The organism is Paenibacillus sp. FSL H7-0714 (assembly GCF_038003765.1).
Lineage (GTDB): Bacteria > Bacillota > Bacilli > Paenibacillales > Paenibacillaceae > Paenibacillus_AQ.
The window spans coordinates 5,358,106-5,375,829 of sequence record NZ_JBBOPT010000001.1; the positions used below are offsets into that span (position 1 = coordinate 5,358,106).

At 44.8% G+C, this 17,724-nt stretch carries 12 protein-coding genes and 1 pseudogene; 5 read left to right on the top strand and 8 right to left on the bottom strand.

From position 1 onward, the window contains the following. Positions 1–17: 17 nt before the first annotated feature. From NST34_RS23935 to NST34_RS23950, 4 genes are all read right to left on the bottom strand, one after another. Entirely contained in the window at positions 18–1,151 is a 1,134-nt protein-coding gene (locus NST34_RS23935; RefSeq protein WP_076284720.1) for an SGNH/GDSL hydrolase family protein, read from the bottom strand. A gap of 98 nt (positions 1,152–1,249) precedes the next feature. Next, positions 1,250–2,905 (bottom strand): extracellular solute-binding protein, encoded by a 1,656-nt coding sequence (locus NST34_RS23940; protein ID WP_042194338.1) that lies wholly within the window; start codon positions 2,903–2,905, stop codon positions 1,250–1,252. 108 nt (positions 2,906–3,013) lie between these two features. Further along, on the bottom strand, positions 3,014–3,910 hold the full coding sequence (locus tag NST34_RS23945; RefSeq protein WP_042190759.1) for a carbohydrate ABC transporter permease: 897 nt from the start codon (positions 3,908–3,910) through the stop codon (positions 3,014–3,016). 15 nt (positions 3,911–3,925) lie between these two features. Beyond that, positions 3,926–4,810, bottom strand: a complete 885-nt coding sequence (locus NST34_RS23950) for an ABC transporter permease (RefSeq protein ID WP_143759569.1) — start codon at positions 4,808–4,810, stop codon at positions 3,926–3,928. A 407-nt stretch (positions 4,811–5,217) separates the two neighbouring features. Here NST34_RS23950 and NST34_RS23955 point away from each other — a divergent pair, with 407 nt between their 5' ends. Then, positions 5,218–6,141, top strand: coding sequence for a helix-turn-helix transcriptional regulator (locus tag NST34_RS23955; RefSeq protein WP_341128889.1), 924 nt, complete (start codon positions 5,218–5,220; stop codon positions 6,139–6,141). Positions 6,142–6,320: 179 nt separating this feature from the next. On the opposite strand, the gene NST34_RS23960 is transcribed toward NST34_RS23955, so the two are convergent. The 3 genes from NST34_RS23960 to NST34_RS23970 form a co-directional block, all read right to left on the bottom strand. Next, positions 6,321–8,531, bottom strand: a complete 2,211-nt coding sequence (locus tag NST34_RS23960) for a helix-turn-helix domain-containing protein (RefSeq protein WP_341128890.1) — start codon at positions 8,529–8,531, stop codon at positions 6,321–6,323. A 281-nt stretch (positions 8,532–8,812) separates the two neighbouring features. Then, positions 8,813–9,658, bottom strand: coding sequence for an NAD-dependent epimerase/dehydratase family protein (locus NST34_RS23965; protein WP_341128891.1), 846 nt, complete (start codon positions 9,656–9,658; stop codon positions 8,813–8,815). 84 nt (positions 9,659–9,742) lie between these two features. Then, entirely contained in the window at positions 9,743–13,639 is a 3,897-nt protein-coding gene (locus NST34_RS23970; RefSeq protein ID WP_341129587.1) for a X2-like carbohydrate binding domain-containing protein, read from the bottom strand. 376 nt (positions 13,640–14,015) lie between these two features. On the opposite strand from NST34_RS23970, the gene NST34_RS23975 reads away from it, so the two are divergent. Both NST34_RS23975 and NST34_RS23980 read left to right on the top strand, forming a co-directional pair. Continuing rightward, on the top strand, positions 14,016–14,846 hold the full coding sequence (locus NST34_RS23975; protein ID WP_341128892.1) for a DNA-binding protein: 831 nt from the start codon (positions 14,016–14,018) through the stop codon (positions 14,844–14,846). 327 nt (positions 14,847–15,173) lie between these two features. Continuing rightward, positions 15,174–16,247 (top strand): Gfo/Idh/MocA family oxidoreductase, encoded by a 1,074-nt coding sequence (locus tag NST34_RS23980; protein WP_341128893.1) that lies wholly within the window; start codon positions 15,174–15,176, stop codon positions 16,245–16,247. A 148-nt stretch (positions 16,248–16,395) separates the two neighbouring features. On the opposite strand, the gene NST34_RS23985 is transcribed toward NST34_RS23980, so the two are convergent. Continuing rightward, positions 16,396–16,818: a hypothetical protein gene (locus NST34_RS23985; protein ID WP_339797843.1), complete on the bottom strand. Its 423-nt coding sequence runs from the start codon at positions 16,816–16,818 to the stop codon at positions 16,396–16,398. A 56-nt stretch (positions 16,819–16,874) separates the two neighbouring features. Between NST34_RS23985 and NST34_RS23990 the strand changes: the two genes are divergently transcribed. Further along, positions 16,875–16,997 (top strand): hypothetical protein, encoded by a 123-nt coding sequence (locus tag NST34_RS23990; protein ID WP_341128894.1) that lies wholly within the window; start codon positions 16,875–16,877, stop codon positions 16,995–16,997. Between the two features lie 509 nt (positions 16,998–17,506). Next, positions 17,507–17,710: pseudogene (locus NST34_RS23995) on the top strand (transposase); the annotation flags it as partial. Positions 17,711–17,724 lie beyond the last annotated feature (14 nt).

Sequence of the window (17,724 nt, forward strand, 5' to 3'; positions counted from 1 at the left end):
CCTCTAGGTTAGAATAATCAATTGTACATTAGCTGCAAAATGCGCAGACTGGTGCCTTTACTCTGTTCATCCTTTTCCCCTGTAATTCGCACGGTTACTTGCAATTCCTGACGTTGTTCCTCGATTCCGAACATAGCAATAATAGGCCGAAACGCAAGCGGACACCATTCATCGAATAAGTTAACCGCATGAAAGGGACCGCCATTGAGCGAATATTCGAATATCCCACTGTCCGGGCCGTAGAGCAGCAGCAGACCCACACTCTGTCCGGTTACTGTGTAAGAAAAAGATGCCTCTTTGCTATCTGTATATAAATGCTCCGTTCCAAATCGCCAGTTCATCAGTGGATCATCAGGGGTAAGCTCGCGTAGCTCGAACCCATCTGCATGATCAGCGCCTCTGAAATCCAGTAAATTACCGTATTCATAATTTTGCTCCTCCAGAGGAGCAATACTTAACGCGCTTCCGGTATTTGAATGTGTGTTGTCAGGAACAAGAGCTGCATCCAAATATTCCTGTAAAAAAGAAGCATACAGCGCATGTCCGTCATCATTGGGGTGATATCCATCCGGAGCCAGCTCAGTCCACTCCATTTGTCCGGCCTGGGTCTGTGCATAAACTCTAGCTGCAAAATTAACAGATGGAAGATCGTAATGCTCAGCTACTTCTTCGTGGACGGCAATGTTAAAGGGATTGCTCCCTGACAGATTCTTCTCTGCTGCCGTATACAAGAAGCAAATGTCAGTGCCGGGCGACAACCGTCTGCACTGGCGCACAATTCCTTCCAGACCTCTAATGGATTCTTCCCGGTCGTTGCCGTCATTGACGCTAAATTCAACGAATAGAAGATCAATCTTGCCGTATTCCAGGACATGCGACTGTAATCGGTGAGCGCCCAGCGTGGAATTCGTTCCACCCACTCCCGCATTGATGAAGCGGAATTCATGATTCGCAAATCGCTCCTGCAGATACTTATCAGTCAGCGCTCTCCAGCTAAATGTGTCCGCGTCGGAAGCACCTGCCCCCTCTGTAATGGAACCACCCAAAAAGGCGACAGTCACCGGCTCCTTTCCCGCAAGTCTGACACTTGTATTCGGTAGTCCCCGTCTTGGAACTACAAATTGATGATTGCAATGTTTCTCTTCTGTCATGACTAATCCTCCGTAAATAAAAATGTATATTTTTCCTTGAAATCAAGAAATCAGGTGCTGGGGTATATCTTACAGCACCTGATTCTGATTTCAATATTTTATTTTTTAGAAGTTTCGTAAGCCTTTTGCAAGATTTCGAGATAACGATCTAGCTTCAAGTCTTTCAGACCTTTTATATAAGCATCCCAATCTTTATTAAGATCCTTGTTGCCCGTGATGAATTGAAGCTGATTTTGCTCAATGTAATTCTTGATGTTGGTTTGCAGTAAGCTCGCTTCATCGATTTCGCTTGGATCAATCCAAATCGACCAGATCGGGAATAATTCTTTAGGCTCATGTCCCTCATACAGCAGAGTCGCATCATACAATCTGCGTTCATAACCGCTGGAAGCGTAGATGTCAGTAGCTTGAACGAAGGTATCACGGTACTCTTTTGGCATATAGAAGTGACCCATGCCGCTCCAACCCGCATTGCGCGGCGCTTCGCCCTCCGCCATAGGAATGGTCTTGATCACTGGTTTAACATCTTTGTCCAGTGCTACGTCGCCTTCTTCTGGATCAGTCCAATCAATGCCCTTCATACCACTGCCACCATTGGTCTGTCCTTCAGAAGTAAACATGTAGTCTACCATTTTAATTAAAGCGATCTGTGCTTCCTCGCTAGCTTTGTTGGTGATGACAAATTTCGCTCCTGGGGATACGCCACCTGCATCATGAGTCGCATAGGAGATACCTTCCGGTCCGCTAATCGGTGGTACAGGATTGTAGTGTGCCGAGCTTCTATTGCCCGGATCAATATTGACGAAAATCGCAGGGTGCATGCCCGCACCAGCGCCCAGAATTTCCGCATCGGCATTTTCACCGATTTTCTTAAAGGCTTCCGCATTCTGTGTGAATGCCCCTGGATCAATCAAACCTGCGTCAAACAGAGATTTGATATAGGTCAGGCCTTCCTTCCACTCCGGTGTGACAGCCGCCGATTGAACTTTTCCATCCATCATGTTCAGATAATTGCGGTCATCATCGTATACAAATGCATTCATGAGGAATGGTACAATGCGTACACCAAACTCCTCAATAGAGCCACTTAGCGGCACTTCATCTGCTTTTCCATTCCCGTTCGGATCTTGTGTTTTGAAAGCTTCCAGCACTTTTTTGAATTCTTCGGTTGTCTTCGGCATTTCCAGATTCAGCTTCTTCAGCCACTCGGTATTGAGCCACATTTTGCTCGGATAGGAGCAGTGAAAGCACTCTGTGTAAGCGACAAGCCCGTAGATATTACCATCAGGCGCTGTGTTAAGCGTTCTCAAATTATCGTTCTTTTCCATAGCCGCTTTAATATTCGGAGCATATTTATCAATTAGATCGTTCAGAGGAATCAGTACGCCCTGTTTGCCATACTTCAGAAGATCTGCCTGTGAGAACTGATCGATATAGTGAGTAAGCAGGTAAGCATCAGGGTAATCGCCACTAGCAAGTGAGATTTGGCGCTTTTCCTTGGCTCCGTCTGAAGGGTTGATTTCCCATTTGAATTTAATATTGAATTTGTCTTCCACAAATTTCGAAAATTTATTGGTAGGAACATCGATCCCGGATTCCTGAACCGAGAACACGCTGATTTCCACCGGTTTGCTTGCTGATTCCGAGTTACCTGAGTCAGCAGGTGCCGAGGATGTGTTATCTGTATTTTTATTAGCACATCCGCTTAACACCACCGTAAGAATTAATACCAGCACCAATGACAAGGTCATCATACTTTTCTTCAAATCCGATCACTCCCTTTTATAATTTAGGCAAGTACGATATCTTTCTGTCATTTTACTGCGTGCCTCTCCCCCTCTCCAGATTTTGAAAGCTGTGAATTAACCTTTAACTGAACCGACCAGCATTCCTTGGACAAAATAACGCTGAACAAACGGATAGATAACAAGTACAGGCAGAGTAGCGATAACTATAAGTGCATATTTGAGTAGCTCAGCAAGCTGCTGCCGCTCCACCATTTTCATCGCATCCATTGTACCTGCACTGTTGTTCTGGATGATGATGCTTCGTAAGACAAGCTGAAGCGGGAACAAATTCGCTGATTTCAAATAAATCAAAGCGTCAAAGTATGCATTCCACTGTCCTACCGCATACATAAGGACTAACACCGCGATAATGGGCTTCGATAATGGAATGACAACGCTCCAGACAAACCGCATATCACTGCAACCATCGATTTCGCTGGCTTCCAGCAGCTCCTCCGGAATGGAGGATTGAAAGAATGACCGGGCAATAATGACCTGCCATACCCAAATCGCGTTTGGTATCAGCAGTGCCCAGCGGGTATCAATCAAATGGAGTTCCTTCACGACCATATAGGTCGGAATCAGCCCGCCACTGAAAATCATCGTAAAGGTGATGATCATCATCAAAGTGTTGCGTCCGAAGAAACCTCTGCGTGATAAAGGGTACGCGATCATGATCGTAAGCACAACACTAATGAACGTCCCTGCGGCTGTATAAAAAATGGAGTTGCCGTAGCCTGTAATGATCTCAGGTGTATTTAGCAGAACCTTGAAACCTTTGAAGGAAATATCTACAGGCCATAACCAGACTCGACCGGAGGTAACGGCTGCTGGACTGCTAATCGAGCTGCTGATGATAAAAATTAGCGGATAAATCACCGCGATGACCACGAGGCTGAGTAGAATATAAATAGTGGTCAGAAATAGCTTATCGCCAGTTGATTCTTTAATTTTTTGTTGAACTGCTGCCATGTGGTTGCTCCTTTCCTACCAGATGCTGTTGTTTGTGATGCGTTTAGCCAAGCCATTCACCGTAAGCAACAAAATAAGGTTGATTACCGAGTTGAATAGACCAACCGCAGTTGCAAAGCTATAATTGGCGTTCAGCAAACCGACCCGGTAGACATAAGTGGCAATGATCTCGGAATTCGCCAGATTGAGCGGGTTCTGCAGAAGATAGACCTTCTCAAAGCCAATAGCCATGACATTCCCAACATTCAAAATCAGGATGATGACGATGGTAGGCACAATACCTGGCAGATCAATATAACGAATTTTTTGAAAGCGTGAAGCGCCATCGACTTTGGCTGCCTCATAAAGCGTAGGATCTATACCGGCAAGCGCTGCTAAATAGATAACGGCACTGTAGCCCGCAGTCTGCCAAATATCAGACCAGACATAAATCGAACGAAACATTCCCGGTTCTCCAAGGAAATTGATCGACTCCAAACCGAAGAAGTTGAGAGCGATGTTCGCAAATCCAAGACGAGGTGCCATAAATAGCATAATAATGGACACCATGACAACCGTCGAGATGAAATAAGGCGCAAATGAGACCAGCTGGACGAACTTTTTGAACCTTCCCCCGCGCAATTCATTAATCATGAGCGCAAGGATAATCGGAATTGGAAATCCCGCCAGCAGCAGGTAACCACTAAGCATGATGGTGTTCTTGAGCAGCGTCCAAAACTGTGGATTATCAAAAAATAATCGAAAATTATGAAATCCAACCCATGGACTTCCCCATATTCCTTTAATCACGTTGTAGTCCTTGAAGGCTAGAACCGCATTCAGCATTGGATAATACTTAAAAATGAGGAAAAATAACAGAGGTGGAATCACGAGCAAATGTAGCTGCCAGTGCTTTTTCATACTTCTACGAGCATTTTGTAAAAATACAGAGCCCTTACGCTTCGGTAACGACTTGTGATGTAATACTATTTCTTTCTCCAGAACAATCCCCCCTAAGCAACCGCCAGTAGTTTATGATAGCGCTTTCTACGAGTTGATCATAATTGACTTTTATCCCCAAAGAAAAGGTACACTTGGGCATTTCAGCGTACAAATAACCCTATTCAGGGAGAACAAAATAGCTGTAGAACGGCCATTTTTCCGGAATCAGGACCCTCTCTGGAGATTTTCAATCTGGACAATTCTACCGGCAGTTGAATAAAGCGCATGAGACAATTCAACCAACGCTTGATAGGATTGCGTTTGCAGAAATGCTATGCTGTTTTTGACAGTGCGCACTGTACATTTTGTTTTATTGGAGGTATACAATGCTCGACTTGCGTAAAATTGGAGCTTATATTTCGAAGCTTCGCAAAGACCAGGATTTGACCCAATTGGAACTTGCCGATCAACTGAATGTAAGTCATCAAGCGGTATCGAAATGGGAACGGGGCGACTCGCTACCGGATATCGGAACGCTTCCGAAGTTTGCGAGATTATTCGGCAAAACGGTAGACGACATTTTAAATGCAGGAGACAATACAGAAATTCGGGAGCACCCGCACCTAGGAACGATCGTTGAGGAGATCGCAGAGAACAGGCCGGAACAAGTTGCAGAGATGGTCAATACCGGAGAGGCGGAGCTGGAGGAGCTTGTAGAAGTAGCGCCGTTTGTAAAAGCAAGCGCTCTGCATAAGGTTACAGAACGATTAGACAGCAGCGTCCTTAAGTTAGACGTGATCATGAAGCTGGCTCCGTTCCTTGGAACAGGTACATTGGATGAACTGGTTCGTCAGGCAGAAGAGGGCGAAATTGTGTGGAATACCATTACTGGACTCGCTCCGTTCGTCAGCAGCGACACATTAAGTCGACTGGTAGATAAATCGATTGACGGTTCCTTAGAAGTGCACAATCTTGTTGGGATTGCCCCATTTCTGGAAAGAGAACATGTAGATCGCTTGGTACAACAAGCAGAAGAGAGCAGCTTGAGCTGGCATTCCGTTCAAGGGCTGGCACCCTTTATTAGCAGAGAAACATTAAACCGCTTGGTAGACCGGGTTGCAGACGGCACTATCGATGCGGACCAGATCATAAGCCTCACACCTTTTCTGGACAGGGAGAATCTCGAGAAGTTGATTGGTGGAGTCGAAGCTGAACATCTTAGCCCAGATCTGCTGGCAAGTCTTGCTCCTTTCGTCGATCAAGGGACATTGAGCAGAATGGTGACAAGCTTATTAAATAAAGTAAAGTAGACACGTATATCGGAGATCAGAGATCGGTGATCCATAGACCGTCGGCGATCCTCAAAGCTATCGGGAAACGTTAGTTGAACGACAACAGCGGCAGTCTAAGACTTTATTTATCAAGTCTTGGTCCGCCGCTGCTTCTTTTAATGAATCAGTCTAATACTTAATTTTCACCAAACAACTGTTTATTCATCAATAGACTGTCTATAAGCGCTCGGTGAAACGCCGATTAACCGCTTGAAGGCCCGTCTGAAAGAATGTGAACTGTTATAGCCCACCCGCATAGCAATCTCATCGACCGTATACCGACTATCTTTGAGCAAAATCACAGCCTGATCCATTCTCACTTTTATCAGATGATCAGAGAAATTGACACCGGTAACCTCTTTAAACAATTGAGAAATGTATTTTTCAGGCCGTTCCACCTGTTCAGCTACCCGGTACAGACTCAGCTCTGTATCCGAATAATTCTCTACGGTATATTCCTTGATCTGCTTAATAATCTGAATATGAACATCCTTCTTTTTATTTGCAATAAGTCCGCACAGTTCTTCCATAATGACAAAAAATTCGGTCTGAATCATTTCGAGTCGTTCCGATGAACCAATGTCTATGACCCTCCGCTTCACACTCTCGATGTCCGGGTATTCTGTAAAAGCCTTTTGATCCAGAAGCTTAAGAAACGTCCCTTTTATTTCACCAACAAGCTGTTGCTTCATTTCCATGGATAATTCACGCTGTTCCATGTTCTGGGCAACAATCGCACGGACAATCCGTTTAGCCTCTTCTAGCTCTCCAGCCCGAATGGTACTGATCAGACGTTGCTCTGTATCCAGTGGATAATAGTAGGTCGTATTCTCATTTTGGGCTTCGCTACTCCATACAATTCCTTTTTTATTCATGTAGACGGCATATTCCAGAGCTTGTTTGGCTTGGTCAAAGGAAAGGCTAACCTCCGTTATTTCTGTAAAAAGATCACCGAAGCCCGCCTGAGTAGTAATACGGTACTCATTAAAAACGTACTGCGCCAAATTCTCCAGAATGTTAGTGATATTCTCTGCCTCATACGCTTTGTCGGTCTCTTCTTCCTTGGAGAAAAACAAAGTTACCACTTTGTCAGAGCCCATATCCGTCATTAGTACATCCACTCCGAGATCCGATAGGGACTGCTTCAGCAGCAAACGGGAAGCATTCAGCTCATTGAGAATTTCAACGCTGTCCATACCGGCATAGCCGTTAATCTGAACAATTCCAACATATCCAGTGTTCTGTTTCAAGTTAATCCCCACCTGCTCAGCGGCAGTGAGAATCTCATCATGCGTTTTGAATTCACCCGCTAATAACCGCTTCAGAAATGCATCCCTGACCAACGGAAGCTGACGATTAAGTTCGGTTTCCAGCAACTTATTCTTGGTGATCATATTGGCAATATTTCCGCTTAAAAAGTCAAATTCATTCTTGGCGGAGGCCTCTTCCTTGCCAAATTGCTCCTTCATGACGCTAAGCATATGGTTGATTGGAGCGCTGTTACGGTAAGCTAATATTAGTCCAACTACCAAGCCGATGAGTAATGTTCCTCCCGTAATTTGTATGGACATTTGCTTGATCTTGTTAGCATTCTCCATCAAAATATGCCGGGGAATTCCTGTCTGGTATACCCAGCCGTTCGAATCGGAACGAGTCGTGATCACTAGATCGTCTTCATAGAACTGACTAACCTTGTTTTTATCAAAATCGGAATCAGCGGTCATATGGGCCATTTTCTGCTCATCACTTCCCTGCAGGACAATCGTATTTCCTTCAGCATCGCTGATATGAACCCAGCCTCCGTATCGCTCAGTTAGACCAGATAACAGACTAGAAATGATTTTCTCGTCTATGATCACTACCGCGACAGCTGGTGAGGAATCGTTGAAACTATCCAGAGGGAGTGACTGCATATAGGTAATAACGGAGGTTTGCATGCCCCTGCTAACATAGTCACTGAGTGGCTTGATTTCACTGCGGTGGGTTTTCTCAAGCACTTCTTTGGTCCAATCCTGTAGTGAAAGATCCTTATAGTTGAAATTAGAGTAGTAATGTTCCGGTCGGTAAGAAGAACCTGGGGTTAGAATAAGATTATAATTGGCGAGGTAAATATAATAGTTTTGCAAAAAATCATTCGTCTGACCGAAAGTCAGGACATTCCGCATCGTTCTCCAAATGCCATACACGTTCGTCTCATTGTCTCTTTCATTCATCAGAACGTTTAGCTCCTGGTTGACTGCCAATTGCCTGGTAAACCCTTCTACTTCCGCCATGCGGCGCTCCAATATTTCCTGACTTTTCTGGAGCTGGGTGACTCCGTTCTCAATAGAGATAGACTCTGTCACAGAAATCGAAGTCAGATAGGACATATATCCGCCAATGCTGGGAATGACCAAAATGACTACATAGGAGATTAAGAATTTACGAAAGATATTGGAATATTTAAGCGTAGTGACCCCTCCCCTAATATCATTTCGATAGCGCTATCATTACCATAGATTAAAACATTTTACTTAATAGTCAAGTGTGCAAATCCAATTTTACAGGTGTTAAAACTTTCAGAATTGGATAAAAAGCAGCGATATACGCCGTTATCACTGCTTTTTATTCACCATCCGAATTTTTTTATCTTTCCAGTGTGTTACCCCTCCTAAGTTGTACCCATCGTATGGCGGGTAGAACGTGAAGGCACAAAACCGAATTCCTCCTTGAAACGATCCATAGCATACAAAGGCTTATATTCTTGACCGGAAAAATGATAATAATCCAAATTATAATCATTCCCCACCAACGGGGTAAGGAGCTCAGCCACTGGCAAATTGCTGCTAGCATCCGGCCCAACCAGATTGAGAGTTCTTACCCCCGGCTTAAGTGGAGATTGCAGTGCCGCAGTAATTCCCTCCACCACATCCTCAGCATGGACATGCCCCAGTGTGATGAACGGGAGCGTTGGCTTGGATCCTGTCTTCAAGACAGGAGGAATCCAGCCTGGGGAGGCTACAGCTCCAAAGCGAAGATTGATAAAGTCGGTATCTTTATGATTGCGATGAAAATACCGGGTCAACTCCTCGACCATAGCTTTGCTTAGCCCATAGACATCCGCTGCCAAACAGGGATGATCATCTGGGATAGGCAGCTCAAGCGGAATAAAATCCTCAGTGAGTCCACCCACCACGGCAATGGAGCTCGCTGTGATGAACTTTTGGCAACCGTGGTCAAGCAGATATCGGTACAATCTCCTTGTTCCCAGCACATTAACAGCAAGGCTTTCCTCCTCAGTAGAGCCGCCAGTAACTGCGGCAAGATGAATCACCGCCTGAATATCATACGAGTCCAGCCTGCTCAAATCCTCCGCCGAATCAAAAGAACCCTGAACATACGCAAAAGCCCCTTCCGGAGCTTGGCGTGACAGACAAATCACTGTATGTTTATCTGCCAAATACTTGGCTAGAGCCGTTCCGATAAATCCACTTGCTCCGGTAATTAGAATATTCATGCTCATCCCCCCTTCTTTTTCTCATCTCATATCATTCAGAAAAAAGGGGCCAAAGAAGGCCCCTCCGTTCATTCATCGCTCAACTTATTCTGTCCACTGTTCTCCGCCTTGTGTACTAGGCTTCGAGATATGGTCGGTCGATGCCTCCTCAATATCACCGAATGCCCAGTGGGAGACTGGAACATCGTTCCACCCTGGCTGCGTGACACCAATAAGTGGGCCCCTGCCCAAAACTCTGTTGATAGCTGTAACGGCTTCCGCACGAGTAAGCTTGGAATTCGGGCGGAAAGTTCCGTCACTGTAGCCATTCATTATGCCTATATCTTGGGCTTTCTTTATCGCTGCCTGTGCCCAGTGACCGGTGATGTCAGAGAAGCCGCGACCCGATGTTGTAGAATTCGGGCTCAGCATGGCTGTTAAACTAGCCATTTCTGCACGCGTCAATGGTTGATTAGGCTTAAAAGTACCATCAATATAACCGTTCATTAGTCCCATCTTAGCTACTTTGGCAATAGCATCTGCCCCCCAATAGCTGGAGGGAAAATCACTGAATGTTACGCCTGATCCAGTGGCCTCTTTCTCAGCAACCTTCGCTAGGATGGTTGCCATCTCAGCACGGGTAATGGGAGCATCGGGTTTAAAGAAGCCTCCCGGATATCCGTTGATATACGCCGAATGTCGCATCGTCTCGGAATCATCCTTCCCATCAGTTCCAGATGCCGGAGTTGGCGTTGTCGTCGGAGTCAGGGTAGGTGTGGATGAAGGCTGAGCTGGGATAGACGGACCCCCTGCATCAGTCGGTGTAGGTGTTGCCGTCGGCGTTGGTGTTGGAGGTTCTGTAGGGTTCGTTGTTCCGCCATCACTGGTTGGGACTGTGAATTTCAATCGATCTGTCAGCATGAGATTACCTGATTTCTTCACAGCTTTAAGTGTGTGTAAGCCGCTTGCCAATCCAGAAATACTATAAATCTCCTGTTGTGTCAGTCGACTCTGACTATAAGCATTCACAGTCTGAATCCATTGTCCGTCCACATAAATATCTACTTCACCTTGATCTGGACCCGTAGGTGTGATCAAGCGGATTCCAGTGCCCTTAAAGGTATATTCAAAAGAATCGCCGTCCACTGTCGTTGAATGCACATCATTAAGATAATCGCCACCAATAGTAAAGCTGAGGTTCAGCTTTCCCACTGGTTGTGATGCGAGATAAGATTTGTTCAGTTTAACACGGTCACCAGCTACCGTATAATCGGTCCCAGGAACCAGATGATATGATCCATTCGTAATGCCAATAAAGCTTTCCGGCTGTTGTAGAAGTGTAATCTCAATGTCCTCCTGAGCAGAAGGCGATTTATCAAAGCTCGCTGCGACCGGATTAATCATATTCGGAATCTCTACCTTGAGCATGTCAAGCAGCATGAATCTGCCTGATTTTTTCACAGCCTTGAGTGTGTGTTGTCCATCTGTAAGCCCAGAGATACTGTACAGAATCTGCTGTGACAATCGCCCGTTTCGATAAGCGCTTACCGTGCCCTTGAATTGATCGTCTACATATATATCCATATCCCCTTGTGATTCGTCTACCTCAGTGAACAGTTGAATCCCTGTTCCTCTGAAGGTATATTCAAAAGAATCACCATTCTGCTCCGCATACTGCACATCGTCATTGTAGTCGCCCATTCCTCTTCCACTACTGCGGGACCAAGTACCGTTATATTTGATTCCCGGATCGTCATTATTAACCATCACATAACGGATGCCTGTAGAATCGCTAATGTGTACCGCTAGCGTCTGTGGATCACCGGCGTTAAAGATGATGTTAAGACTTGTTATGCCAGCAGATTGCTGTGCAAGATATTCCTTCTTAATGGTCAATTTGTCATTAGTCACCGTATAATCTTCTTCGCGGAGTGCCACTCCATTATTCTCAATACCACTCAGCGTATTACCATGCAGATTAAGCGTGACTGTGACATCCTTCTGTTGTTCCGTTGCTTTATCAAAACCAGCGGAAGTCGGAGTGATAGAACTGTTCTGACCCCCAGCCGGACTTTCTGTTGTCACTCTCAGCGCGTCGAGCAGCATATAATTTCCCGATCCCTTGCTTACCTTAAGCGTGTGAGGGCCGTTAGAAAGTCCTGATACACTATAAAGAGATTGTTGTACCTCTCTCGGTCCACTTGTATACGCATTTACAGTCTGTGCAACCCCATCGTCTAATGTAACAATCATTTCTCCTTGCGATTCATGCTTTTCCGTCAGCAGCTCAATGCCCGTTCCCGTAAAGGTGTACTCAAAAGAATCACCGTCTTTCTCGGTATAATGCACATCGCCATTATAATCTCCATGTTCTCGGGATGAGCTTACCTGCCATGTGCCGTTGTATTTAATGCCGCTGTCATTATCATTAATGTAAACCACATCCGTAACAGTGGTATTGCTTGCCGAAGCTGAATCCGCAGCAGGGTCAGCCCCAGAGTTAAGAGCATCCTCTTGAGGAGTACTGGTAGCAGCAGCCGAGGAATCCTTAATTGTAATGCTCAGATCCTGCTTCCCCTCTAACAGCTCCTTGCCTCCATTTCGCTTCCAATCTCCGCTGTAGCGCATCCCTGTATCATCGTTATTGACAGCTGATGTGCCGCTTAGCGCGGTTACTTTAAGCATGCGAGAGGCATGGGGTTCAAGGATGCCACCGCTGAATTCCTTCTCAAAGGTTCCCAGCTCGGAATGGCTCCATAGGTCGCGCACTGAAGCCGGACCATCAAGGCCAAGATCACTCCATTTGACTTTAACCTCCGCACCCCGACTACCCAGATTGAACAAAGCAACGCTGTAAGTCCCATCTCCATTATTGGCATACCATACCTGCTGCTGGGTATCCATCGATACCGGATGACCAGGACGTCCGGCTTGGTTTACGGCAATAACCTCATCATTGGTAAGCAGTTCTAGTCCATAACTGTCCAGCCGTGTCATGTCATTCCCTGTATAGAGCGGCACGGAAGAAATGGACCAGAACGTCATCGCGGTCTTTCGCTCGTCCTTGGTCAGACCATCCATGGAGCCGTTACCAACGTTCAGAGAATCGAAGTCGTTCCAACCGCCAGGGCCTGCATCCCGCCACCAAAGTGCTGCTTTGGGGAATAATCGGGAAATACTCGGCCATGCTGTCAACCCACTGCCGTCATAAGATTCAACATCCCAATCAATTCGCCAACCGTTAGCATATTTTTTCCAGAATTCTACGTAATTGTGGTCGAGCGCCCAGGATAGCTCAAACCAGATGTTATTTCTATCCAAAGCCTTGGACCATGCTTCTACATCGCCGCGTGCATCCCGGCTCAAGTTGTCAATCCCCGACCCAGGGGTTACGCTGTCGAATTTGACGAAATCGATCCCCCACTCACCAAGCATATCTGCAATGGAATCCACATACTTCTGGGCACAGGGATTCGTGAAATCAATTTTATAGGTGTAGGAATTCCAATAATCCATAATGGTAAGCGGCTTGGCCGTAATATCCTGAATACGACATTCGCCGCCTGTCCCATACACCTCAAGATTTCGATTATATGCATCGATAGATACCCCCGGGATCAGATAGATCCCAATCTTTTGTCCATTATTATGAACATAGTCAATGACCTCCTGAAATCCGTTCGGATAAAGGACTTCACTAGGAATAGGTCTCCCGTATTCATCCATATCGCCATTCCAGCCCGCATCAATATTAATATATTCATATCCATGGGCTTGCAGCTTCTCAAGCATCGCATCCGATTGCTTCTTAACGCTCTCCGCCGATGTCCAGTTTCCTGCCCCATCATACACTTGCATACTGTAACTGCTCCAGCCCATATACGGCTTTTGAGCCATACTCTTTTCCGCCGCTTGCGCAACATTGCCTTTCATTCCTGTAAAACCGAACTGTGCTGCTGCAATAATGAATACTAGCAGACTCATACCCAATCTTTTTCCCATTCGCTTCAAATCATCCTTACCCCCTCAGGAAATGTGGTCAAAATTACTTTGATAGCGCTTTCTTTCGGAAAGATCATAATTGAATATGGATTTCCAAGATAGGTACATTTCGGTATTTTACGTACAAATAACCCCTAAATAGAGGGGCAAATAAACAGCCTAACAAACATAATTCCCTCGATTCTATGGAACTTAGTGAAAACACTGTACCTTAGTTATATTTGGACAATCACAAAACAAACTCTTGTTTCCTCGTTCCAGTGATGAAAATCACTTACTTTATTGGTAAAATAAAGAATAGTCTAGAGATACAAACGACATAGCTATAACAGATGAATGATATACAGAAGAAAGGAAGATCGCATTGAAGTTGGATTTGGATGGATTAAATGCTGATTTCTTAACTAGTATGCTTAAGGCATCTTTTTCATTGGAAAATTGGGGTGCTATGATTGAAATTGCAGATAGATTGATTACCCAGATTGCATTCATATATGAGACAAGCAGTGACACATTGAGAGAACAAAACCTGAAGCGGAGTATTCCCTATTATTTTGGATTTAGCTTATGTTCAAAAGGAATCGCACTGCAAAAGCTCGGTAAGTATCCTGAGGCTAGAATGTGTATTCAAAAATATGCTGAATTGGGCTGGATCAAAGGACTAGATGATGAAGGAATTAATGAAGTCAAATACTACTGTAATATTGCAAAAGCCAATACCTACGTGCTCGACCTTTTGGAAGGCAAGACAGGAGTCCTAAAGGAGTATGTTGAATTTATTAGAAACAGTGCTGAGGAAGAGCTACTACCGGGACTAATTACCATCTTGGAATCCTCGATAAAATATACCTATTCCGTAGATTGGATTCTGAGAGAATTCGAAATAAATGCTAACGACATAGGAGCACGAGGAACTCAAGAGAGTATAAGATATTTTGTGGATTACAAATTCTTGCTGGCGATGTACCACTACAAACAGGAGAATATGTGCGATGCGATAAACACAATTCTGGAAACCTTACTATTAAGTATTAAGCTGAAAGATGATACAGGCTTTAAGAAAGCAGCGGCATTATTTGAGATCCTTAGAGACTATGCTAATCAATCACAGCTCCAAGTGCATCACAACATAATGGAAACTATAATAGAGAGGGAGTTAACTAATGAAAAAGAAAATGTTCTTGCTTACAGTCGTAGTCTTAATTAGTTCAAGCTTGATGATCGCCTCTGCAAGTGCTTCCGCTGTCGATTCGGGTTCCACAATTTACACCGTTAACAATCACGGAATGGGTCATTGATTGAAATTTTATAAGTGGATTATACAAAGGAGCGATCATCCGGCTATTGGATAATCGCTCCTTTGTATGTAAATGCATAAGATAGCTTAGCTAAAGACAACAAAAAGTAATAGTTTCACATTATACATAATCCTATGTACTCTATCATTTTTTTATATACAATAATAAGAGACAACTGATGCCTGTGCTACGAAGGTGTTTACATACTAATCAACCATTAGAGGTGTACTTTAAAGATGAACAGACCTATTCGTTTTGGAATAATCGGAAGCGGCTGGCGGGCGGAAATGTATCTTAAGTTGGCTCACCTGCTTCCGCAGCAATTTCAGGTAACTGGTGTATTGATCCGCAACCCTGCCAAATACCAGCAACAGATCGACAAATGGAAACTGACCGTATACAGCTCGATAGAACGTCTTGCGGCCGAGAGCGATTTTGTGGTCCTTGCGGTGTCCAAGACCGCTGCCGCCTCACTGCTGTTGGAGCTTGCAGCGCTGCAAGTACCTGTGTTGGCCGAAACACCCACCGCCTCTACGCCAGCTGAATATGAACTGCTTCGATCCAGCGCCATTGAGTTCCCTCTGATTCAAATAGCCGAGCAATATCCGCTGTTGCCTCACCATCAGGCAAGAACCGCCTATATTCAAACCGGACATTTGGGCAAGGTAGGTCATGTTCAAGTCTCTGTTGCACATGGTTATCATGGAATCAGCCTGATCCGTAAATGGCTCTCGATCACTGGCACAGCATGTGAAATCACAGCTCGCCGGCTAGAGGTTCCAATCATGGACTTCTCTTATAGGGGGAGGGAGGCCGAAGATGACCTGAAGACAGAGCAGCAGGATATCGCAATTATGGTGTTTCCCTCCGGCAAAAGCGCTGTGCTTGACTTCACTCGCTCCCAATATTTCTCGTCCCTCCGTACCAACCGGGTACTCATCCGCGGATCACATGGGGAAATTCGCGATAATGAGATTATCCGTCGCCTGGGAACCGAAGAGACCGAGTATATGAACATTAGTCGGATTCAAGGCGGACAGGAAGGCAGTCTGGAAAGTCTCTCCTTGCATGAATTGCGTGCAGGACAGCTTAGTCTATTTCAGAACCCGTTTCATCCCTCTCCCCTTTCTGATGAAGAGATTGGGATAGGACAAGCCTTATTGAATATGTCCAGCTTCCTGCACACGGGAATTTCAGCATACTCATTAGCGGATGCCTTAACAGACATCAGATTGTCATTCGCGGTCGATGAAGCCATCGCCCTTGGAAGCACTATAACTTTGCAAGATGAGATCAGGTCTGCCAAATAAAAACAAACACATGAGAAAGTTAAGAGCCTTCTCATGTGCCTGAACAATTGTATACGATTCAATGACTCGAACAAGTGTAGCATGCAAAACAGAAATCAATGACCGCCCGATTTCAATGCCATGCCCTCATGCTCCATATGAAATTTAATTAAACGAACAAATATCCGATTACAGGACCCATAAAAATAACCAAATATATAAGTGTAATCCATGGCTGATAATGAATATAGAATTCTTTGAAAGAAAGACTCCAAGGATGCTTAATGATCACCCAGCCCAAAACATCAATTATAATGCAAACTCCGGCCCATATCGCCCCTGTAATAAGAGCTTCTTCAAGGTTGGGTACAGATAACCCCCGCATATATAGCCAACCAAAGATAGAAAACAGAATGACATTATAAAGAGGATGCCAAGGCTTTGTTTTTTCATATCCCTCCCCCATACCTTTTTCGTCCATTGGACTCATTTTTAACGCATAAATATTAAATACGGTATGTAAAACTCCAACAATAGTCACTATAAAATAGCAAATCCATAACCATAACATCGACATTGCAAAATCCTGCATAACTGCCTCCTTTTATTACCCCAGCGCATGCAACTGCTGCTTTTCCGGCTATGGAAATGAGACCATTCAAAACAGAGTTGTTGTTTGAATTGAAAACATCATATCTGACTCCGCTCAAGTTTGCGCTTGATAATACGATGGTTATTATGCTTTCATCCGGACTGTATCTAACCTGGTAACCCTTATAAATATGCGCTTTCATTGGATCTGATGAATTCAAATCTTTGTACACGCCCTTTTGCGGAAACCGAAAGAAACGAGTACGAAAAGGGAACATTGCATATTGTTGGCATCCGGCTCCTTTGACGGAAATTCAGTAAAGGAGGCTGCCGTTATAAAACCAGAATGAACCGGCGTTAGCAAAATGCCAGTAACCCCGCTTAAAAAACAAACAAGGGTTCCAGCTCAAATGAGCTGAAACCCTTGTTTTTAGTGATGCCGAGGAAGGGGGTCGAACCCGTACGGTACTCACGTACCACAGGATTTTAAGTCCTGAAACAACCTTTATAGCCCCTTTTCTACACCACGGAAAGCACGAACACAAATCCTTTAACCACGCGGGTTGACGGCACTTTTTTGTGTTCTGTACTTTCTGCGTTCAGAAATTTGTATATGTAGCCATGTTAACAAAAATGTTAGCAAAATGAAGGGCAGACGCTTTGCGTTACTACCCTTTGTGTATGAAAGCGCCGTGCGAAGCACCTTGAAAACCATGCGTAATTGGCAGGATGAGATCGTGAACTACCATCATTGCCGTTGGACGAGTGCAACCGTAGAAGGACGACATAATCGTATCAAAGCTTACCAACGCCGGCACTACTTCACACGCAATCGTGGTTGTTATATGGCGGGCATTTTAATTGAATGCAATCGACACCGTTTATTGAGTTGAACATATCAACCACT